General features: G+C 68.2%; 16 protein-coding genes. 4 read left to right on the forward strand and 12 right to left on the reverse strand.

The window, feature by feature from the left end; all coding sequences use genetic code 11:
- Positions 1-17 precede the first annotated feature (17 nt).
- The 3 genes from pdxA to HZI36_RS15640 all read right to left on the reverse strand — a co-directional run bounded on the left by pdxA (position 18) and on the right by HZI36_RS15640 (position 4,840).
- The gene (gene pdxA, locus HZI36_RS15630; protein ID WP_179403553.1) at positions 18-1,016 is read right to left on the reverse strand and encodes a 4-hydroxythreonine-4-phosphate dehydrogenase PdxA; all 999 of its coding nucleotides are present in this window, start codon (positions 1,014-1,016) and stop codon (positions 18-20) included.
- Positions 1,017-1,027: 11 nt separating this feature from the next.
- The gene (locus HZI36_RS15635) at positions 1,028-2,395 is read right to left on the reverse strand and encodes a peptidylprolyl isomerase (protein WP_179403554.1); all 1,368 of its coding nucleotides are present in this window, start codon (positions 2,393-2,395) and stop codon (positions 1,028-1,030) included.
- Positions 2,396-2,473: 78 nt separating this feature from the next.
- Positions 2,474-4,840, reverse strand: coding sequence for an LPS-assembly protein LptD (locus HZI36_RS15640; RefSeq protein WP_179403555.1), 2,367 nt, complete (start codon positions 4,838-4,840; stop codon positions 2,474-2,476).
- Between the two features lie 213 nt (positions 4,841-5,053).
- On the opposite strand from HZI36_RS15640, the gene HZI36_RS15645 reads away from it, so the two are divergent.
- Positions 5,054-6,148, forward strand: coding sequence for an aminoglycoside phosphotransferase family protein (locus HZI36_RS15645; RefSeq protein ID WP_179403556.1), 1,095 nt, complete (start codon positions 5,054-5,056; stop codon positions 6,146-6,148).
- Between the two features lie 13 nt (positions 6,149-6,161).
- Positions 6,162-6,887 carry an N-acetylmuramate alpha-1-phosphate uridylyltransferase MurU gene (gene murU / locus HZI36_RS15650; protein WP_179403557.1) on the forward strand — a complete coding sequence of 242 codons (726 nt, stop codon included), beginning with the start codon at positions 6,162-6,164 and terminating at the stop codon, positions 6,885-6,887.
- Between the two features lie 16 nt (positions 6,888-6,903).
- Here the strand turns inward: murU and HZI36_RS15655 are convergent, their stop codons facing one another.
- Positions 6,904-8,775 (reverse strand): ABCB family ABC transporter ATP-binding protein/permease, encoded by a 1,872-nt coding sequence (locus HZI36_RS15655; RefSeq protein ID WP_179403558.1) that lies wholly within the window; start codon positions 8,773-8,775, stop codon positions 6,904-6,906.
- Positions 8,776-8,977: 202 nt separating this feature from the next.
- Here HZI36_RS15655 and HZI36_RS15660 point away from each other — a divergent pair, with 202 nt between their 5' ends.
- The gene (locus HZI36_RS15660; protein WP_425485246.1) at positions 8,978-9,391 is read left to right on the forward strand and encodes an acyl-CoA thioesterase; all 414 of its coding nucleotides are present in this window, start codon (positions 8,978-8,980) and stop codon (positions 9,389-9,391) included.
- 58 nt (positions 9,392-9,449) lie between these two features.
- Here HZI36_RS15660 and HZI36_RS15665 read toward each other — a convergent pair whose 3' ends face one another.
- The gene (locus tag HZI36_RS15665) at positions 9,450-9,932 is read right to left on the reverse strand and encodes a nitrate reductase associated protein (RefSeq protein WP_179403560.1); all 483 of its coding nucleotides are present in this window, start codon (positions 9,930-9,932) and stop codon (positions 9,450-9,452) included.
- A gap of 131 nt (positions 9,933-10,063) precedes the next feature.
- Between HZI36_RS15665 and fdhD the strand changes: the two genes are divergently transcribed.
- Positions 10,064-10,894, forward strand: a complete 831-nt coding sequence (gene fdhD / locus HZI36_RS15670) for a formate dehydrogenase accessory sulfurtransferase FdhD (RefSeq protein ID WP_179403561.1) — start codon at positions 10,064-10,066, stop codon at positions 10,892-10,894.
- A gap of 89 nt (positions 10,895-10,983) precedes the next feature.
- Here the strand turns inward: fdhD and HZI36_RS15675 are convergent, their stop codons facing one another.
- The 7 genes from HZI36_RS15675 to nudB form a co-directional block, all read right to left on the reverse strand.
- Complete coding sequence (locus tag HZI36_RS15675; protein WP_179403562.1) at positions 10,984-11,766, reverse strand: enoyl-CoA hydratase; 783 nt, start codon at positions 11,764-11,766, stop codon at positions 10,984-10,986.
- A 104-nt stretch (positions 11,767-11,870) separates the two neighbouring features.
- Positions 11,871-13,070, reverse strand: coding sequence for an acetyl-CoA C-acyltransferase (locus HZI36_RS15680; RefSeq protein ID WP_179403563.1), 1,200 nt, complete (start codon positions 13,068-13,070; stop codon positions 11,871-11,873).
- 26 nt (positions 13,071-13,096) lie between these two features.
- Positions 13,097-15,532: a 3-hydroxyacyl-CoA dehydrogenase NAD-binding domain-containing protein gene (locus tag HZI36_RS15685; protein WP_179403564.1), complete on the reverse strand. Its 2,436-nt coding sequence runs from the start codon at positions 15,530-15,532 to the stop codon at positions 13,097-13,099.
- 115 nt (positions 15,533-15,647) lie between these two features.
- The gene (locus HZI36_RS15690; protein ID WP_179403565.1) at positions 15,648-17,435 is read right to left on the reverse strand and encodes an acyl-CoA dehydrogenase C-terminal domain-containing protein; all 1,788 of its coding nucleotides are present in this window, start codon (positions 17,433-17,435) and stop codon (positions 15,648-15,650) included.
- A 57-nt stretch (positions 17,436-17,492) separates the two neighbouring features.
- Positions 17,493-18,092 carry a TetR/AcrR family transcriptional regulator gene (locus HZI36_RS15695; RefSeq protein WP_179403566.1) on the reverse strand — a complete coding sequence of 200 codons (600 nt, stop codon included), beginning with the start codon at positions 18,090-18,092 and terminating at the stop codon, positions 17,493-17,495.
- Between the two features lie 211 nt (positions 18,093-18,303).
- Positions 18,304-19,575, reverse strand: a complete 1,272-nt coding sequence (clsB, locus tag HZI36_RS15700) for a cardiolipin synthase ClsB (protein ID WP_179403567.1) — start codon at positions 19,573-19,575, stop codon at positions 18,304-18,306.
- Entirely contained in the window at positions 19,572-20,048 is a 477-nt protein-coding gene (gene nudB / locus HZI36_RS15705) for a dihydroneopterin triphosphate diphosphatase (RefSeq protein ID WP_179403568.1), read from the reverse strand. Before nudB ends, clsB begins: the two co-directional genes overlap by 4 nt.
- Positions 20,049-20,061: the final 13 nt, after the last annotated feature.

The following is a 20,061-nucleotide window of genomic DNA, read 5'->3' on the forward strand; positions in this document are numbered from 1 at the left end:
GTGAGGTCGGGGCCGCGTCAGGCCGACGCGCGGCGGTGACGCGCCATCGTGACCGCGGTATCGAGCGCGGCGATCATGCTGCCCGGATCCGCGCGGCCGGTGCCCGCGAGATCGAGCGCGGTGCCGTGATCGACCGACGTGCGAATGATCGGCAGCCCGAGCGTCACGTTGATGCCCTCGCCGAACGTCGCGTACTTGAGAACCGGCAGCCCCTGATCGTGGAACATCGCGAGCACGCAATCCGCGTCGGCCAGATAGCGCGGCTGGAACAGCGTGTCGGCCGGATACGGGCCGCGCGCGTCGATTCCCTGCGCACTCGCGCGCGCGAGCGCCGGCGAAATCACGTCGATCTCCTCGCGGCCGAGGTAGCCGTTCTCGCCCGCGTGCGGGTTGAGCCCCGTCACGAGAATGCGCGGCGCGGCCAGGCCGAAATCGCGGCGCAAGTCGCGGTCGATGATCCGCAGCGTATCGACGAGCCCGTCGACGCTCAGCGCGGCTGACACGTCCTTCAGCGGCAGGTGCGTGGTCGCGAGCGCGACGCGCAGCGGCTTCGCGCCGGTGCCCGCGAGCATCATCACGACGCGCGGCGTGTGCGTGCGCTCGGCCAGATATTCGGTGTGACCGGTGAACGGCACGCCGGCATCATTGATCGTGCTTTTCTGCAGCGGCGCGGTGACGATCGCGTCGAACTCGCCGGCGAGCGCACCATCGATCGCCGCATCGAGCAGCGCGAGCACGTAGCGGCCGTTCGCGGCGTCGAGCCGGCCGGCCTGCGCGGGCGCGGCGAGCGCGCGCTCGGCGAGCACGACCTGCCCGCTTGCGACGAGCCGCGCCCAGTCGGCGCCGACCGCGGCCGCGCGTTGCTCGACGAGCCGCGCGTCGCCGAGCACCGTGAAGCGCGCGTCCGGCCAGCGCGTCGCCGCATCGGCGAGCGCCTGCACGGTCAGCTCCGGGCCGACGCCGGCCGGCTCGCCGGTCGTGATCGCGATCTGCAACGCGCGCGCGGACGAGGTCATCGCCGCGCCGTTCAGTTCGCGCCCGACTGCTGGTCCAGGCCGCCGAGCTTGTACTGCACATACGACGAATCGCGCAGCTCGCGCAGCCAGTCCGCATAGGCCTGCTCGGCCTTGCGCTGGCCGATCGCCTGACGCGCGATGTCCATCTGCTGCTGGACCGAGCCTTGCGCGTCGCGGCGGCCGATCACCTGGATCAGGTGATAGCCGTATTCGGTACGAATCGGCTGGCTGATCTGGCCGTCCTGCAGGTTGTTCATCGCGCGCTCGAATTCCGGCACGGTCTCGCCCGGGCTGATCCAGCCGAGATCGCCGCCCTGCGACGCGGAGCCGTCCTGCGAGTACGTACGCGCGAACTTCGCGAAATCGCCGCCCGCCTCGATCTGGTTGCGGATGTCGGCGAGCTGCTGGCGCGCCTGCCCTTCGGACTTGCCTTCGCCGACGCGCAGCAGGATGTGTCGCACGTGCGTCTGCACGATCTTCGGCGCGGCGGCCGACGTGCCCTGGCTCGCGCGGCGGTCGACGAGACGCACGATCTCGAAGCCGTCCGGCACGCGGATCAGCGTCGGGTTGACCTGGCCCGGGCGCAGCTTCGCGGCGGCGTCGACGACGTCCGGCGGCAGCGCGTCCGGCGATTTGTAGCCGAGATCGCCGCCCTTCTTCGCGTCGTCGGCTTCGGAGTTCTCCTTCGCGAGCCGCTCGAAGTTCGCGCCGCCGAGCGCCTGCTTCAACAGCGCGTCGGCCTTCTTCTGCGCGGCCTCGATGTCGGTCTCCGACGCGTTCGTCAGCGCCTTCAGGAAGATGTGCTCGAAGTGCAGATCCTGCTGCTGCGACGCGTTCGGCCCGCGCTGGCTCGCGATGTAGCTCGCGACCTCGGCGTCCGACACGGTGATCTTGCTGTCGACCTCGCGCTCGCGCAGCTTCGACAGCGTGAGCTCGGTACGCGCATCGCTCTTGAACACGCTCCACGGCACCCCTTCGGCCTCGAGCCGCGCGCGGTACTGGTCGAGCGTCATGTTGTTCGCCTGCGCGAGGCGCTGCAGCGTCGTCTGCACGGCCGCGTCGTCGACCGTGATCCCGTCGTCCTTGGCCTTCTGCACCTGGATGCGCTCCAGCACCATCTGGTTCAGCACCTGCGCGCGGAGCTGGTCCATCGGCGGCACCGGCGCCTTCTGCTGCTGCAGGCGGCGCGCGATCAGGCCGACGCGCTCGTCGAGCTCGCGGCCCGTGATCACGTCGTTGTTCACGACGGCGACGACCTGGTCGGCGAGCGACGCGCCCTGCGAGCCGAGCGCCTGCGCGGCGGCGGGCGTGGCGGCGAGCAGCACGGCGGACGCGGCGATACTGGACGCGATCGCCGCGAAGCGAAGGGTTTTCTTCATTGCCACTGATACTCCATTGAAATCGGGCTGATCCGGTGCCGGCGCCGCCTGCCACCGCTCGGGCAGACGTCTTGGGCGTTACTCGTAGTTACTGAAGCGCGACAGCGGCGGCGACGCGGGCGGCAGCGGCGTGTAGCCCGGCACCCCGGCGCGGAACGCCGCCACGAGGCCGTTATCGACGCTCGACAGGCCCTTGAGCGTCAGCTGCGCCATGAACCGGGTCGACGAAGTCTGCTGCCCCGACGTGTTCACGCCGTTCGCGTATCGCTGGATACCGACCCCGAGCGCCCAGCAGTCAGCGTCGTATTGTAAGCCGAGCAGGCCGTCGACCACGCGATTGCCGGCGAGATCGTAGTTGAAGCGGCCGACCGCGTACAGGCGCCGCGACAGCGGCCACTGCGCGGACACGAGGAACTGGTTGATCGGCAGGCCGTCGGGCGTCGCGGTCGCGCGCGTGTAGCGGTACGCGACGTTGATCACCTGGCGCGCGCCCGGACTATAGCCGAAACCGACGCTCGACTTCACGAGCTGGTTGTTGTCCATGTTGTACTGGAACGCCGTCTCGGACGCGAAGCCCGGGCCGAGCTTCACCGACGCGCCGAGGATCAGGTCCGAGTGCTGCGCCTGCGACACCGCCTCGCCGGGCTGCAGCGTCACGCGCTGATCGCTGAAATAGTACTGTTGCGCGATCAGGAAGCGCGCGCGCTCGTCGCCCGTCTCCGGGTTGATGAAGCGCGTCGTCAGCGCGGCGGTCAGGCGGTTCGCGTCGGCGATCCGGTCATTGCCGACGAACGTGTTCGGCTGGAAGATCTCCGCCATCCCGAAGTCGGACTGGGCGGTGTCGAACAGCGGCGCGGCCGACTGGTTCCGGTACGGCGTGTACACGTAGTACAGCCGCGGCTCGAGCGTCTGGATGAAGTCCTGGCCGAACAGGCGCACCGAGCGGTCGAAGATCAGGCCCGTGTCGAGGCTCGCGGTCGGCACCGACTCGGTGAAGTTCTTCGGATTGTTCGGCGTGCTCGACGACAGCGTGCTCAGGTCGTACGCGCCCAGGTGGTACTGCAGCTTCGGCACGATGAAGTAACCGGGGCCGTACACGCCGTACGACACGTACGGGTTGAACAGGACGCGGTCGCCCTGCGTCATGTCGGACGACGTGACGCGGAAGCGCGAGTAGTCGGCTTCCGCGCCGAAGTCGAAGCCGCCGACGTCATACTTCGTGTACTTCACGTTCAGCTGCGGCTCGCGGCCGTACGGCGCGACCGACGGCGGCAGCGTCTGCCAGTGCTGGTAGCGCGCGAGCACCGACCACGGGCCGTTGTTGTACGTGAGGCCGGCTTCCTGCTGATAGAGCGTCTGCGTGCCGTTCAGGAACTGGTTCGACACGGACGACAGGTCTTCCGGATACGTGTTGTCCGAGACCTTGTTGTAGTAAACGTAGCCGGCGAAGCCGTTGCCGAAGTTCTGCTGGTGCTGCCAGTAGATCGCGTAGCGGTCGCGTTTCGCGAGCGCGTCGTGCGGCAGGTATTCGCCGGTGAACGTGCCCGAATACGTCGGCGACAGGTAGCGGAACGTCGCCTGCGTCTGCAGGCCGCGCTTCGAGATGATCCGCGGCGTGATCGTCAGGTCGCGGTTCGGCGCGATGTTGAAGTAGTACGGCAGCGACAGCTCGAAGCCGTTGTTCGAGTTCACCGAGAACGTCGGCGGCAGGAAGCCGCTGCGCCGGTCGCCCGACAGCGGGAACGTCAGCCACGGGCTGGCGAAGATCGGCACGCCCTCGAAGAACAGCACGCCGTTGCGCGCGACGCCCTCGTCGGCGCCGGTGTCGAAATCGAAGCGGCTGCCCTTGATGTACCACGCCGGATCGCTTTCGCACCGGCACGCGGTATAGGTGCCGTTGATGAACGTCGAACGCTCGCTGTCGAGCAGTTCGACGCGCTCCGCGCTGCCCGACCCGCCCGTCAGCGTGAAGTGGTACTTCGGCGCGGTCATGTAACCCTGGTTCGCCTCGACCTTCAGGTGCGCCTCGGGGCCCGCGAACGACGCGCCGCCGTTGATCACGCGGACCTGGCCATAGGCGTCGGCGGTGTCGGTGTCCTGGTCGTAGTGGATCGCGTCGCCCTTGACGATCGCGTTGCCGCGGCGGAGCTCGGCCGAGCCCTTCGCGGCGAGATCCTGGTCGGCGGTGCCGTTCGCGTGGTCGGCGATCACGAACGCGGCCGGCTTGGCGCCGTTCTTCGCCGGATGATCGTCGAGCTGCGGGGCAAGACGCAGATCCCACGGCGACGAGTCGAGCGACTGCGGCTGCGCGGCCGCGCCCGACAACTGCGCGTGCGCGGCCACCGGCACGAAGCCGGGCACGGCGAGCAGCGCGGCGGCGAGCCGCCGTCTGCGCGGCGCCGGGTCGCCAGGAGAAACAGTCGGGAATAGCGGTTTGGGCGGCATCTATCGTTCGGCAATCGCGGCGCGTCAACCCGGGCGCGCGCATCGCGCGCCCACGCAATCGAACCGTGACTGCGGCGTGGCGCATACCAGCGGGAAGCGATCGGGCGCACGGCGCGGCAGGCGGCGGGCCTGCGCCGGCGGAGCTGACACGGGACGCGTCAAAAAAGTCGTGGGGTATTATATGGCAAGACGTTCCTCCCTCCCCCGAGTTTCATGACGCCCCCATCCGCCGCTTCTTCGACCGCTGCTTCGACCGCCGCTTCGGCCACCGCATCGGCCGCCGCTTCCGCCGATCCCCGTCTCGACGCGCTCGCCGCGTGGCTTCGCCCGCTCGCCGAGCGCCATGCGCTCGATCCCGCGACCCTCGCGCCCGCCTCCGCCGACGCGAGCTTCCGCCGCTACTTCCGCGTCGCGTCGGCCGCCGGGCCGGGCGGCTCGCTGATCGCGGTCGACGCGCCGCCGCCCGAGAAGTGCCGCGAGTTCGTGCAGGTCGCGACGCTGCTCGCGGACGCGGGCGTGCACGTGCCGCAGGTGCTCGAGCACGACTTCGACGCCGGCTTCATGCTCGTCACCGATCTCGGCCGCACGCCGTACATCTCGGTGCTCGACCCGGCCGATCCGGCCGCCGCGCGGCCGCTGATGCGCGACGCGCTCGACGCGCTGATCCGCTTCCAGCTCGCGTCCGCGCCGGGCGTGCTGCCCGAGTTCGACGAAGCGTTCCTGCGCCGCGAGATGGAGCTGTTGCCGGAGTGGTACATCGGCCGCCATCTCGGCAAGCCGGTGACCGACGCGATCCGCGGCACGCTCGACCGCACGTTCGCGCTGCTGATCGCGAGCGCGCGCGCGCAGCCGCAGGGCTTCATGCTGCGCGACTTCATGCCGCGCAACCTGATGGTGTGCGAGCCGAACCCGGGCGTGCTCGACTTCCAGGACGCGGTCCACGGCCCGCTGACCTACGACGTCGTGTCGCTGCTGCGCGACGCGTTCGTCAGCTGGGACGAGGAGTTCGAGCTCGACTGCTTCGCGTACTACTGGGAAAAGGCGAAGAAGGCCGGGCTGCCGGTCGATCCGGACTTCGGCGAGTTCTACCGGCAGCTCGAATGGATGGGGCTGCAGCGGCACATCAAGATTCTGGGCCTGTTCGCGCGGATCAACTACCGCGACGGCAAGCCGCACTACCTCGCGGATCTGCCGCGCTTTACCGGCTATGCGCGCAAGGTCGCGCTGCGCTACCGGCCGCTCGTGCCGTTCGCGAAGCTGCTCGACGCGCTCGAAGGCACGACCGACGAAGTCGGCTACACGTTCTGAAGTTCTGAAGAAGATGACCGAACACCTGACCACCGCGATGATCTTCGCGGCCGGGCGCGGCGAGCGGATGCGCCCGCTGACCGACACGTGCCCGAAACCGCTGCTCGAAGCCGGCGGCAAGCCGCTGATCGTCTGGCAGATCGAGCGCCTCGCGCAAGCCGGCATCGGCACGATCGTGATCAACCACGCGTGGCTCGGCGCGCGGATCGAGGCCGCGCTCGGCGACGGTTCGCGCTGGGGCGTGCGGATCGCGTACTCGGCCGAGGACGACGCGCTCGAAACGGCGGGCGGGATCGCGCAGGCGCTGCGCCTGATCGAGCGGGACCGCGGCCCGACCGTGTTCGTCGCGGTCAGCGGCGACGTGTTCTGCGAATTCGATTACCGCGCGCTCGCGCCGCACGCCGCGCGCATGGCCGCGCTCGCCGAACCCGCGATGCGTCTGGTGATGGTGCCGAACCCGCCGTTCCATCCGGCCGGCGACTTCGCGCTCGGCGCCGACGGCGCGCTGTCGCTCGCGGGCTCGGGCGGCGAGCGGCTCACGTTCGGCAACATCGGGCTGTACGACACGCGGATGTTCCGCGATCTCGCGCCCGGCACGCGCCGCGCATTGACGCCGTATTACCGCACGGCGATCGAAGCGGGCCGCGCGAGCGGCGAGCGGTACGACGGGCCGTGGGAAAACGTCGGCACGCCGGAGCAGCTGAGCGAGCTCGATCGCAGGTTGCGCGCCGCGCGCTGACACCGCGCGCCCCGGCTCACACCTCCTCAGCCGCCTCCCCCGCGGCCGCCGCGCGCTGCTGCTGCAGCGCCCACATCTGCGCATAGAGCCCGTCCGCGCGGACCAGCTCGTCGTGCGTGCCGCGCTCGACGATCCGCCCGTGGTCCATCACGAGAATCTGCTGCGCATGCACGACCGTCGACAGCCGGTGCGCGATCACGAGCGTGGTCCGGTGCCGCGCGATCTGCTCGAGCTCGTGCTGGATCGCGCGCTCCGAGCGCGAATCGAGCGCCGACGTCGCCTCGTCGAACAGCAGGATCGGCGGATTCTTCAACAGCGTGCGCGCGATCGCGACGCGCTGCTTCTCGCCGCCGGACAGCTTGAGCCCGCGCTCGCCGACCGGCGTGTCATAGCCCTTCGGCAAACTTTCGATGAACGCGTGGATGTGCGCGGCGCGCGCGGCCGCGATCACCTCGTCGCGCGTCGCGCTCGGCCGGCCGTACGCGATGTTGTAGTAGATCGAATCGTTGAACAGCACCGTGTCCTGCGGCACGATGCCGATCGATGCGCGCAACGAATCCTGCGTGACGTCGCGGATGTCCTGCCCGTCGATGCGGATCGCGCCGCCCGTCGCGCGGTCGAGATCGTAGAAGCGGAACAGCAGCCGCGACAGCGTCGACTTGCCCGATCCGCTGTGGCCGACGACAGCCGTCGTCGTGCCGGCGTCGATCGTGAACGTCACGTCGTGCAGGATCGGCCGCGACGGCTCGTACGAGAAGTTCACGCCGTCGAAGCGCACCTGCGCGCCGGCCACCGCGAGCGGCGCCGCGCCGGGCGCGTCGTCGACCTCCTTCGCGGAGCTCAGCAGCCCGAACATCCGGTCCATGTCGGTCAACGCCTGCTTGAGCTCGCGATAGATCACGCCGAGAAAATTCAGCGGAATGTACAGCTGCAGCATGAACGTGTTGATCAGCACGAGATCGCCGAGCGTCAGCTTGCCGGCGAGCACGCCTTGCGTCGCGCGCCACAGGATGAACACGAGCCCGGTGCCGATGATCGTCTGCTGCCCGAAGTTCAGCAGCGACAGCGAATGCTGCGAGCGGATCGCGGCCTTGCGGTAGCGCTGCAGGTTCTCGTCGTAGCGCTGCGCTTCCCAATCCTCGTTACCGAAATACTTGACCGTCTCGTAATTGATCAGCGAATCGATCGCCCGCGAGTTCGCGCGCGAGTCGAGCTCGTTCATCGTGCGGCGAAAGTGCGTGCGCCACTCGGTCACCTTCACGGTGAACACGATGTAGATGACGAGTGCCGCGCAGGTCACATACGCGTAAAAGGCCTCGTACTTGACGACGAAGAAGCCGAGCACGAGCCCGACCTCGACGAGCGTCGGCAGGATGCTGTACAGCGAATACGAGATCAGTTGCTGAATCCCGCGCGTGCCGCGCTCGATGTCGCGCGACATCCCGCCCGTCTGCCGCTCGAGATGGAAGCGCAGCGACAGGTTGTGCAAATGCCGGAACACCTGCAGCGCGAGCCGCCGCACCGCGCTTTCGGTGACCTTCGAGAACAGGATCTCGCGCAGCTCGGTGAACAGCGACGTCGACAGCCGCATCAGCGCATACGCGAGAACGAGCATCCCGAGCCCCCCCGCGAGCACGATGCCGGCCGACTGCTCGGCGCGGCCGACCGCGACCAGATGCTGCGCGGCCGCGAGATGGTCGACGATCCGCTTCATCACGACCGGCACGCCGAGGTTCGCGACCTTCGCGCCGATCAGGCACGTGAGCGCGAACGTGACGCGCCATTTGTAGGTCGCGAGGTACGGCAGCAGCGAGCGGATCGTCTGCCAGTCGTTGCGGGGCCCGGAGTGGATCGGCGTGGGCTCGCCGGAAGCGGGAAATCGGCGCATGGCGGAACTGGGGCGTGGAGCGTGGGACGTGAGCGGCGGCTGACGAGGCGGCGGAACGCGGTGGTGGCTCCGGCCCGCACGGCCGCTTTCTCGTACAATTCGTGGACGTCGTATTGTCGCAGAAGCCGGTCCGGGCCGCTGTCCGCGGCCAAAAGGCCGCGCGCGCCGTCCGGCTTTTCGCGGCCGGCCTCTTTATTACAGGATGAAAGCCCTCGCCATGACCGCCCTCAACGTCGAACTCCCGCAAAAACAGCCGGCGCTGCGCGTCGTTCCCCAGCCGGCGGACGCGAACGTCCACGGCGATGTGTTCGGCGGCTGGATCATGTCGCAGGTCGACATCGCCGGCGCGATTCCCGCGAGCCGCCGCGCGGACGGCCGCGTCGCGACGGTCGCGGTCAATTCGTTCCTGTTCAAGGAACCGGTGTTCGTCGGCGACCTGCTGAGCTTCTACGCGACGATCGTGAAAACCGGCAACACGTCGGTGACGGTCGACGTCGAGGTGTACGCGCAGCGGATGCGACTGCCGCGCGACACCGTGAAGGTCACCGAAGCGACGCTGACCTACGTCGCGACCGACGCGAACCGCAAGCCGCGCCCGCTGCCGGCGCTCGGCTGACGCGGCCGGCTGACGCGCTCGGCTGACGCGGGTCGGCTCGGCCACGCGCGGCCGTCCGTCAATGCGCGGCGGTGAGTCCGAACTCCCGCATCGCGGGCAGGAAATCGTGATTGAGCTTCGGCTTGCGCGACAGCTTCATCAGCACGTAGCGCTGGAACGGCGCGAGCCGGCCCCATTGCGCGACGTCGAGCGCCGGCAGCCCGGCCAGCGCACTCTGCTCGACGAGCGGCTCCGGCACCGCGTCGACGCTGCGCCACGCGGGCCGGTCGTCGGGCTGGAACCAGCTCGGCTCCAGATTCGCGTGCGTGCGCATCATCTCGAACAGCGCGTGATCGAAATTCGGCTCGATCGCGGTGTCGTCGTCCGCCGGGAAACGCGCGAGCAGCTTGCGGTCCTCGAGCGGCAGCATCTGCCACTGCTCCAGCGAGATCCGCAAGCCGAAACGGTCGAGGTTATAGCGCACGATCATCGGAATGTACGTGAAGTCTTCCGACGATTCGATTTCGAAATTGAATAGCAACGGAGCGTCGCTGAGTCCCATGATGTCACCCGCCTTCGCGAATGCAGGCGCGGCCTGCCTGCCTCGGGTATTTTAGAACTTGCGCGCGCGGCCGGTGGTCCGATCCGGCCCCTTGCGCGTCAACGGAACCGTTTTGCATGGGAAGGCATTGCATGGATTCGCCTGACATCGCCGCACCGGGCGGCGCGATCGAAGTGCCGGTGCGCCGCGTGCGCGTCGGCGCCGCAAATACCGACGCCGCGCGCGACCACGTCGGCCAGGAATGGCCGGTCGCGCTCGTGTTCAACGGGATCTCGCACGCGGTGATGATGTGCACGCCGTGCGATCTCGAAGCGTTCGCGGTCGGTTTCGCGATCTCGGAAGGGATCGTCGAGCGCCGCAGCGACATCAAGGACGTCGACGTGGTGCTGCGCACCGACGCGCCTCTGCCGCACGCGGAAGTGCATCTGGATGTGCTGCAGCACGCGTTCGCCGCGCTGAAGGAGAAGCGCCGCGCGCTCGCCGGGCGCACCGGCTGCGGCGTGTGCGGGATCGAGAGCATCGACCTGCTCGACCTCGCGCCGGAGCGCGTGCCCGACACCGGCTTCGTCGCGCGGCTGGCACCCGATGCGCTCGAACGCGCGGCGCGCGAGCTGCCCGCGCATCAGGCGCTCACGCGGCTCACGGGCGGCCTGCACGCAGCCGCATGGTGCGACGCGACGGGCGCGATCCGGCTGGCGTTCGAGGACGTCGGCCGCCACAACGCGCTCGACAAGCTGATCGGCTCGCTCGTGCTCGCGCGCGCGGACACGACCGACGGCTTCGTGTTCCTGTCGAGCCGCGCGAGCTACGAGCTCGTGCGCAAGGCCGCGCGCGTCGGGATTCCGATGGTCGCGACGATCTCGGCGCCGTCGTCGCTCGCGATCCAGATCGCGCGGCAGGCCGGGCTGCGGCTCGTCAGCTTCTGCCGCGAATCCGGCTACGTCGATTACGAGACCGCGTAAACGCCTGGCCAGGCGCGCCTGGCCGGCAGCACCGGCCGGCCGCACCTAGCCCCGGCCGCACCTAGCCCGCCGCACCTCGCCAGCCGCGCTCAGTCGAACTGCGAGAAGTCCGGCTTGCGCTTCTCGAAGAACGCGGTCATCGCCTCGCGCGCCTCCGGCGCGCGCAGCATCTCGCCGAAGTGCTGGCCTTCCTCGGCCATCCGCTCGGCGACCGACACATCGCCCGCCTGCTTCATCAGCGCCTTCGTCACGCGCAGCGACTTCGCCGGCAGCGCGGCGAGCTTCGCCGCCTGCTTCGCCGCAAACGCATCGAGTTCCGCCGCCGGCAGCACGCGGTTCACGATGCCGATCCGGTGCGCTTCCGCCGCGTCGAACGGCTCGCCGAGCAGGAACTTCTCGGCCGCGTTCTGATGGCCCGCGATGCGCGGCAGCAGCAGCGTCGACGCCGCTTCCGGGCACAGCCCGAGCTGCGTGAACGGCATCGAGAACTTCGCGGTGTCGGCCGCGTAGACGAGATCGCAATGCAGCAGCATCGTCACGCCGACGCCGACCGCGATGCCCGGCACCGCGGCGACGAGCGGCTTGTTCGCCGAGCTGATCTGCGTGAGGAACTGGGACACCGGCGAGACGCCGCGATCGGCGTCGACCGGCTTCGACGAGTGCTTCTTGAAGTCCTCGAGATCGTTGCCCGCGCTGAAGTTGCCCTCGCTGCCGCGAATCAGGATCGCGCGCACCGCCTTGTCTTCCTGCGCATCGCCGAGCGCGTCGGCCATCGCCTGATACATCGCGACCGTGATCGCGTTCTTCTTCGCCGGGCGGGCGAGCGTGATCGTCATCACGCCGCCCGCGCGTTCCACCTGAATATCGTCCATCGTCCGCGTCTCCATGTGTCTGTATCGTGCATCCATCGAAAAGCAAAAAACGGTGCGCGAGCCCGAGGCCCGTGCACCGCCGTTTCGGGCAAACCGAACGTAGCTTACAGACGTTCGATGATCCCTGCAGCGCCCATCCCGGTGCCGACGCACATCGTCACCATCCCGTACTTCAGGTTGCGACGGCGCAGGCCATGCACGACGGTCGCCGCGCGAATCGCGCCGGTCGCGCCGAGCGGGTGGCCGAGCGCGATCGCGCCGCCGAGCGGGTTCACCTTCGCCGGATCGAGGCCGAGGTCGCGCATCACCGCGAGCGACTGCGCGGCGAATGCCTCGTTCAGCTCGATCCAGTCGAGATCGTCCTGCTTCAGGCCCGCGGCCTTCAGCGCGGCCGGAATCGCTTCCTTCGGGCCGATGCCCATGATCTCCGGCGGCACGCCGCGCACCGCGAAGCTGACGAAGCGCGCGAGCGGCGTCAGGTTGAACTGCTTCAGCACCTTCTCCGACACGACGAGCAGCGCGCCCGCGCCGTCCGACGTCTGCGAGCTGTTGCCGGCCGTGACCGAGCCCTTGTTCGCGAACACCGCGCGCAGCTTCGCGAGACCTTCCGCCGACGTATCCGCGCGCGGGCCTTCGTCGAGCGCGAGCGTGCGCGTTGTCACGTCGACCTGGCCGGTCGCGAGGTTCGGGAAGCGCTCGGTGATCGTGATCGGCGCGATCTCGTCGTTGAACTCGCCGGCCTGCTGCGCGGCGAGCGCCTTGCGATGCGATTCGACCGAGAACGCGTCCTGATCCTCGCGGCTCACCTTCCATCGCTCGGCCACGCGCTCGGCGGTCAGGCCCATCCCGTACGCGATCCCGACGTCCTCGTTGCGATCGAAGATGTGCGGCGACATCGACGGCTTGTTGCCCATCATCGGCACCATGCTCATCGATTCGCAGCCGCCCGCGAGAATCGCGTCCGACTCGCCGACGCGAATGCGGTCCGCGGCCATCGCGAGCGCGGTGATGCCCGACGCGCAGAAGCGGTTGACCGTCACGCCGCCGACCGTGTTCGGCAGGCCGGCGAGCAGCGCGCCCATCCGCGCGACGTTCAGGCCCTGCTCGGCCTCGGGAATCGCGCAGCCGATGATCGCGTCCTCGATCAGCTTCGTGTCGAAATCCGGCACCTGCGCGATCGCCGAGCGGATCGCGTGCACGAGCAGCTCGTCCGGGCGCGTGTTCTTGAAGGCACCGCGCGGCGCCTTGCCGATCGGCGTGCGGCTGGCGGCGACGATGTATGCGTCTTGCAGTTGTTTGCTCATTTGAAGCTCCTTCCTTGTCTGCCCGCTCAGTTGCGCACCGGCTTGCCGGTCTGCAACATGCCCATGATCCGTTCCTGCGTCTTCTGCGTGCCGAGCAGCTCGACGAATGCGCGGCGCTCGAGCGCGAGCAGCCATTCCTCGTCGACCGTGCTGCCGCCCTCGACGTCACCGCCGCACACCGCTTCCGCGATCCGGCTCGCGATCAGGAAATCGTGGTCGCTGATGAAGCGGCCGTCGCGCATGTTCACGAGCTGCGCCTTGATCGTCGAGATCCCCGAGCGGCCGGCGACCGGCACGTCCTTCGCCTTCAGCGGCGCGCGGTAGCCGGCGTCGGCGAGCGCGCGCGCTTGCCTTTTCGCGGTGTCGAGCAGCTCGAACACGTTGAACACGATCGTGTCGGTCGGCTTCAGATAGCCCATCGCGCGCGCATCGTGCGCGGACGACGACACCTTCGCCATCGCCGCGTTCTCGAACGACTTCGTGACGAACTTCAGGATCTCGCTCGTCGCGTTGGCCGCCGTCGCCGCTTCAGCCGCGCGCAGCGCCGCTTCCTTCAGGCCGCCGCCCGCCGGCACGAGGCCGACGCCGACTTCGACGAGGCCGACGTAGCTCTCGACGTGCACGACGCGCTTCGCGCTGTGCAGCATCAGCTCGCAGCCGCCGCCGAGCGCGATGCCCGACACGGCCGACACGACCGGCACGTTCGCGTACTTCACGCGCATCATCCCGTCCTGGAACTTCTTCACGAACGGCTCGATGCCTTTGGCGCCGCCCATCATGAACGCGGGCATCGCCTCCTCGAGGTTCGCGCCGGCCGAGAACGGGCCGCCCGGCGTGCCGAGCTTCAGCGACGTCGGCTGCCAGACCACGACCGCCGTGTATTCCTTCTCCGCGAGCTCGATCGCCTGCACGAGGCCGTCGATCACGCCCGGGCCGATCGTGTTCATCTTCGACTTGAACGACACGATCACGACGTCGTTCTCGCCCGCGCGATCGTCGAGCCACGCGCGCACGGAATCCGTCTCGAACAGCGTCTTGCCGTACGTCTTCGGATCCGCGCCGTTCTCGCCGACGAGCGGCGCGCGAAACACCTGCTTGCGGTAGACCGGCAGATCCAGGCGCGGCACGTAACGCTGCGCGGCAGGCGACCACGAGCCTTCGGCCGTATGCACGCCGCCCTTGTCGGCGACCGTGCCCTCGAGCACCCACGCGGGCAGCGGCACGTTCGCGAGCGCGCGGCCGGCCGCGATGTCTTCCTGCACCCATTCGGCGACCTGCTTCCAGCCCGCCGCCTGCCAGCCCTCGAACGGGCCTTCGTTCCAGCCGAAGCCCCAGCGCACCGCGAGATCGACCTCGCGCGCGTTGTCCGCGATCGACGCGAGATGCACGCCGATGTAGTGGAACACGTCGCGGAAGATCGCCCACAGGAACTGCGCGTGCGGATGGTTCGTGTCGCGCAGCAGCTTCAGGCGCTCCGCCGGCGGACGCTTCAGGATGCGCGCGACCGTCTCGTCGGCCTTCGCGCCGGCGTCGACGTAGGTGAGCGTCGTCGCGTCGAGCACCTTGTACGCCTTGCCTTCCTTCTTATAGAAGCCGCCGCCCGCCTTCTGGCCGAGCGCGCCCTGCTTCACGAGCTCGGCGATCACGGCGGGCGTCTGGTAGACCGGGTAGAACGGATCGTCGGCGAGGTTGTCCTGCATCGTCTTGATCACGTGCGCCAGCGTGTCGAGGCCGACGATGTCCGCCGTGCGGAACGTCGCCGACTTCGCGCGGCCCAAGCGGCTACCGGTCAGGTCGTCGACTTCGTCGAAGCGCAGGCCGAACTTCGCGGCCTCGGTGATCACCGCGAGCGACGCGAAGATGCCGACGCGGTTCGCGATGAAGTTCGGCGTGTCCTTCGCGCGCACGACGCCCTTGCCGACGACGCTCGTCAGGAAGGTCTCGAGCTGGTCGAGGATCTCGCCGCGCGTATGCGCGGTCGGGATCAGCTCGACCAGGTGCATGTAGCGCGGCGGGTTGAAGAAGTGCACGCCGCAGAAGCGCGCCTTCAGCTCGTCGCCGAATCCTTCGGACAGCTTGGTAATCGACAGGCCCGACGTGTTCGACGCGAAGATCGCGTTCGGCGCGATGTGCGGTGCGACCTTCTTGTACAGGTCGTGCTTCCAGTCCATCCGCTCGGCGATCGCCTCGATCACGACGTCGCACTCGGCGAGCTTCGCGATGTCGTCCTCGTAGTTCGCCGGCTCGATGTACTTCGCGTCGTCCTTCACGCCGAACGGCGCCGGCGACAGCTTCTTCAGGTTCTCGATCGCCTTCAGCGCGATCGCGTTCTTCGGGCCTTCCTTGGCCGGCAGATCGAACAGCAGCACCGGCACGCGCGCGTTGATGAGGTGCGCGGCGATCTGCGCGCCCATCACGCCGGCGCCCAGCACGGCGACCTTGCGAATGTTGAAATTGCTCACGGGATGTCTCCGGATGAAGCCGCGCGGCGCGGGTCGGTTCGATCACCGCGCGGCGAAATGAGAATCGGGAACCGGATGGCCGGACCGCGCGCCGATGCGCGGCCCGGACGACGCATCAGAACAGCGACTCGTCGACTTCCATCATCGTCTTCGAGCCGGCGCGCGCGGCGCGGATCGTCGACGCGGTTTCGGGCAGCAGGCGCGCGAAGTAGAAACGCGCGGTCGCGAGCTTCGACTTGTAGAACGGATCTCCCGACGCTTCGTGGTCGAGCGCGATGCGCGCCATCCGCGCCCAGAAGTACGAGAACACCAGATGGCCGACCGTGCGCAGGTACGGCACCGAAGCCGCGCCGACTTCGTCCGGGTTCTGCATCGCCTTCATGCCGATTTCCATCGTCAGCTTCTGCACCTTGTCGCCGATGTCCGCGAGCGGGTTGATGAACTCGGCCATTTCCGGCTTCACGCCTTCAGCTTCCGCGAAATCGGTGACGAGCTTGCCGAACTTCTTCAGCTTCGCGCCCATGTCGGCGAGCACCTTGCGGCCGAGCAGGTCGAGCGACTGCACCGAGTTCGTGCCTTCGTAGATCATGTTGATCCGCGCGTCGCGCACGTACTGCTCCATCCCCCACTCGGAGATGAAGCCGTGGCCGCCGTAGATCTGCATCGCGTGGTTCGTGCATTCGAACGCGTTGTCGGTCAGGAACGCCTTGATGATCGGCGTCAGCAGCGCGACGAGATCCGCCGCTTCCTTGCGCGCCGCTTCGTCGGCGTGCGACAGCTCCTTGTCGATCTGCAGCGCGGACCAGTACGTGAACGCGCGCGCGCCTTCCGCGTACGCCTTCTGCGTGAGCAGCATGCGGCGCACGTCCGGGTGGACGATGATCGGATCGGCGGGCTTGTCCGGCGCCTTCGGGCCGGTCAGCGAGCGCATCTGCAGGCGCTCCTTCGCGTAGGTCAGCGAGTTCTGGTACGCGACTTCGGTGAGGCCGAGGCCCTGCATTCCGACGCCGAGGCGCGCGGCGTTCATCATCACGAACATCGCGTTGAGGCCCTTGTTCGGCTCACCGACCATCCAGCCCGTCGCGCCGTCGAGGTTCATCACGCAGGTCGAGTTGCCGTGGATGCCCATCTTGTGCTCGATCGAGCCGCACTTGATGCCGTTGCGCTCGCCCGGCTCGCCGGACGCATCCGGAATGAACTTCGGCACGATGAACAGCGAGATCCCCTTCGTGCCTTGCGGCGCGTCCGGCAGGCGCGCGAGCACGAGGTGGATGATGTTCTGCGACATGTCGTGCTCGCCGCTCGAGATGAAGATCTTCGTGCCGGAAATCGAGTACGAGCCGTCGCTGTTCGGCTCGGCCTTCGTGCGCAGGATGCCGAGGTCGGTGCCGCAGTGCGGCTCGGTCAGGCACATCGTGCCGGTCCATTCGCCCGTCACGAGCTTCGGCAGATACGTCTGCTGCAGCTCCGGCGCGCCGTGCGCGTGCAGGCATTCGTATGCGCCGTGCGACAGGCCCGGATACATCGTCCACGCCTGGTTCGCGGAGTTCAGCATTTCATACAGCGCGTTGTTCACGAACGCGGGCAGGCCCTGGCCGCCGTAGTCGGGATCGCAGCCGAGCGCCGGCCAGCCGGCGTCGACGAACTGCCGGTATGCCTCCTTGAAGCCCGTCGGCGTCGTCACGACGCCGTCGCCGGCATACGTGCAGCCTTCGCGGTCGCCGACCTGGTTCAGCGGGAACAGCACTTCCGAGCAGAACTTGCCCGCTTCCTCGAGCACCTGATTGATGGTGTCGGCATCGAGGTCCGCATGCTTCGGCATGTGCTTCAGCTCGGCTTCGACGTTCAGAAGCTCGTGCAACACGAATTGCATGTCGCGCAGCGGCGCGGCGTACTGTCCCATGACTCTTCTCCAAAGATAGGGCAATCGGCTCGAGCTCGCGGCGCGGATCACGCGCCGCTAACGGCTCTCGCTCTGATACGAAACGATCGTTTTTTCCAGCGCGGCCCACGTGAGACGCACCGCATCCGGCAGATGCAGGAAGCGCGCGTCGTGATGCAGGCCGAGCGTGAAGCTGTACAACTCGAAGAGCATCAGGTTCGGATCGGTATCCGCCCGCAGATGCCCCTCGTCCTTCGCTTGCGAAATCGCGCGCAGCAGCGCGGAACGCCACGCCGACACGCTCGCGATCAACTGCTCCCGCACCGCGCTCGCGGCGCGGTCGTCGTATTCGACGGCGCCGCTGATGTAGATGCACCCGGTCGTCACCTCCTGGATGCGCTTCTCGATCCAGCGCGCGAGCATCGCTCGCAGGCGCGGCAGACCGCGCGGCTCGCGCAGGCTCGGAAAGAACACCTCGTTTTCGAAACGATGGTGATACTCGCGCACGACTTCGACCTGCAAGTCCTCGCGCGACCCGAAGTGCGCAAACACACCGCTCTTGCTCATCTGCATCCGCTCGGCCAAAAGGCCGATCGTCAGCCCCTCCAGCCCGTCCCGGCTGGCGAGGTCCAAAGCTGCATCGAGGATCGCGGCACGCGTCTGTTCGCCTTTTCGCATAGCTAGTTTCTGTAACCGTTCGGAGTGATCGAATAAAATCGAACGGCCGTACTATTATTGAGTGCGACCGCTCGGCGAAACAAGGAAATTATTAGATATCGGCGTCTAACCGACCCTCTAACCGAACCGCTATTGTGCGCGATTCGCGGCCCGTCTGATAAGGGTGGGCGGGGAATGCCCGGAATCGGCCGGCGCGCTGTGAAGCGAGCGTTTAATCGTAACTGCCGACCGTCAGCACCTTCATCGCGGCGCGGTAGACGGTGTACGCGAGCCAGTTCAGCATGCGCTCGGCGAGCGGGCGCGCCGCATAGCGCGCCGGATCGATCTCGCGGCCGTCGGCGAACGCGGCGAGGATCGCATCGCGCAGCGCGTTCGTCAGCGCGTCGTGCCGCACCAGCACGACGTTCGCTTCGTTGTTCAGCATCAGGCTCAGCGCGTCGAGATTCGACGAGCCGACGGTCGCCCAGTTGTCGTCGATCACCGCGACCTTGCCGTGCAGGATCGTCTTGTCGTACTCGGCGATGCGCACGCCCGCACGCAGCAGCGCGTGATAGAGGAACGGCACCGCGGTGTCGAGCGCGGCGAACTCCTTGCGGCCGATCAGGATTCGCACGTCGACGCCGCGCCGCGCGGCGCCGGACAGCGCGCGGCGCAGCTTGCGCCCCGGCATGAAGTACGGGTTCGCGAGCAGCACCTGGTGCCGCGCGCGGCCGATCGCGGCGAGGTACGCCTTCTCGATCGCGCGGCGGTTCGCGACGTTGTCGCGCGCGACGAACGCGACGCTCGGCGCGCTCACGCTGCGCAGCGCGCTCGCCTTGATCCAGCGATGGCTGCGCAGCCAGCGGCGGAACGTGTCCGGGAACGCGTCGCCGCCAACGCCCGCCGCGTACTGCGCGAGCGGCTTGTGCCCGGACTCGATCCGGTGCCACTGCAGCTCGAACGCGGCGAGCACGTCCGACGCGACCGGCCCCGCCATCTCGACCGTGAAGTCCCAGCGCGGGAACGGCAGCGTCGTGCCGTTCTGGTCGTAGTCGTCGACGATGTTGATGCCGCCGCAGTACGCGAGATCGCGATCGACGACCGCGAGCTTGCGGTGCGTGCGCGAAAAGCCGAAGCGGCCGAACAGGTAGCGGTTGTAGATGTGGTGCTCGATGCCGGACGCGGCCCACGTGTCGAACAGCGGCAGCCGCTCGGTGCCGACGCCGTCGGTGATCACGCGCACGCGCACGCCGCGCGCGGCCGCGCGCAGCAGCGCGTCGGACACGCGCGAGCCGGCCGCGTCGTGGCTGAAGATATAGGTTTCGAGCGCGACCTGCTCGCGCGCCGCGTCGATCCGCGCGACCAACGACGCGAAGAACGCATCGCCGCCCTCGCACAGCCGCACGGTGTTGCCCGACGTGAACGCGAGCCGCGACGCGGAACCGCGCTCCTGCAGAAACATCTGCCGAAGCTGCGCGAAGCGCTCGCGCGCGTCCATGCTCATGCGCGGCTCGACGCCGCGCGCACCGGCAATTGCAGGATCGCCTCCGCGTTCGACGGCGAGAAGCAGCGCGCGGCCGCTTCGAGATACGGCAGCCACGCATAGGCGACGTGCTCGCGCGGCGCGAGCGTCACGTCGACGCGATGCGGCACGCACAGGCCGAACCAGTGCTCGGTGTTGCGCGTGACGCCGCTCGCGTAGCGGTGCAGGTACTGCGGATAGATGCTGTATTCGATCCGGTGGTGCCAGTCGACGAGCGCGCCGTCCGGCACCGCTTCGGTGCCGACGACGATGCCCGTCTCCTCGGCGACCTCGCGCGCGGCGGTGACCGCGAGCGGCTCGTCGGGCGTATCCTTCGAGCCGGTGACCGACTGCCAGAAGTTCGGCTGATCGGCGCGTTCGATCACGAGTACGTCGAGCGCGCTCGTGTAGATCACGACGAGAACGGATTCGGGGATTTTCGGCGGCTTCGTCATGCTGATGTCATGC

The organism is Burkholderia guangdongensis (genome assembly GCF_013403875.1).
Taxonomy (GTDB): domain Bacteria; phylum Pseudomonadota; class Gammaproteobacteria; order Burkholderiales; family Burkholderiaceae; genus Burkholderia; species Burkholderia guangdongensis.

Excerpts from the sequence above, each read along its gene's own strand:
- HZI36_RS15680 (WP_179403563.1), bottom strand. The coding sequence starts at position 13,070 with ATGAGCAAACAACTGCAAGACGCATACATCGTCGCCGCCAGCCGCACG.
- pdxA (WP_179403553.1), bottom strand. The coding sequence starts at position 1,016 with ATGACCTCGTCCGCGCGCGCGTTGCAGATCGCGATCACGACCGGCGAG.
- clsB (WP_179403567.1), bottom strand. The coding sequence starts at position 19,575 with ATGAGCATGGACGCGCGCGAGCGCTTCGCGCAGCTTCGGCAGATGTTT.
- HZI36_RS15690 (WP_179403565.1), bottom strand. The coding sequence starts at position 17,435 with ATGGGACAGTACGCCGCGCCGCTGCGCGACATGCAATTCGTGTTGCAC.
- HZI36_RS15635 (WP_179403554.1), bottom strand. The coding sequence starts at position 2,395 with ATGAAGAAAACCCTTCGCTTCGCGGCGATCGCGTCCAGTATCGCCGCG.
- nudB (WP_179403568.1), bottom strand. The coding sequence starts at position 20,048 with ATGACGAAGCCGCCGAAAATCCCCGAATCCGTTCTCGTCGTGATCTAC.
- HZI36_RS15645 (WP_179403556.1), top strand. The coding sequence starts at position 5,054 with ATGACGCCCCCATCCGCCGCTTCTTCGACCGCTGCTTCGACCGCCGCT.
- HZI36_RS15695 (WP_179403566.1), bottom strand. The coding sequence starts at position 18,092 with ATGCGAAAAGGCGAACAGACGCGTGCCGCGATCCTCGATGCAGCTTTG.
- HZI36_RS15640 (WP_179403555.1), bottom strand. The coding sequence starts at position 4,840 with ATGCCGCCCAAACCGCTATTCCCGACTGTTTCTCCTGGCGACCCGGCG.
- HZI36_RS15665 (WP_179403560.1), bottom strand. The coding sequence starts at position 9,932 with ATGGGACTCAGCGACGCTCCGTTGCTATTCAATTTCGAAATCGAATCG.
- murU (WP_179403557.1), top strand. The coding sequence starts at position 6,162 with ATGACCGAACACCTGACCACCGCGATGATCTTCGCGGCCGGGCGCGGC.
- HZI36_RS15655 (WP_179403558.1), bottom strand. The coding sequence starts at position 8,775 with ATGCGCCGATTTCCCGCTTCCGGCGAGCCCACGCCGATCCACTCCGGG.
- fdhD (WP_179403561.1), top strand. The coding sequence starts at position 10,064 with ATGGATTCGCCTGACATCGCCGCACCGGGCGGCGCGATCGAAGTGCCG.
- HZI36_RS15660 (WP_425485246.1), top strand. The coding sequence starts at position 8,978 with ATGAAAGCCCTCGCCATGACCGCCCTCAACGTCGAACTCCCGCAAAAA.
- HZI36_RS15675 (WP_179403562.1), bottom strand. The coding sequence starts at position 11,766 with ATGGACGATATTCAGGTGGAACGCGCGGGCGGCGTGATGACGATCACG.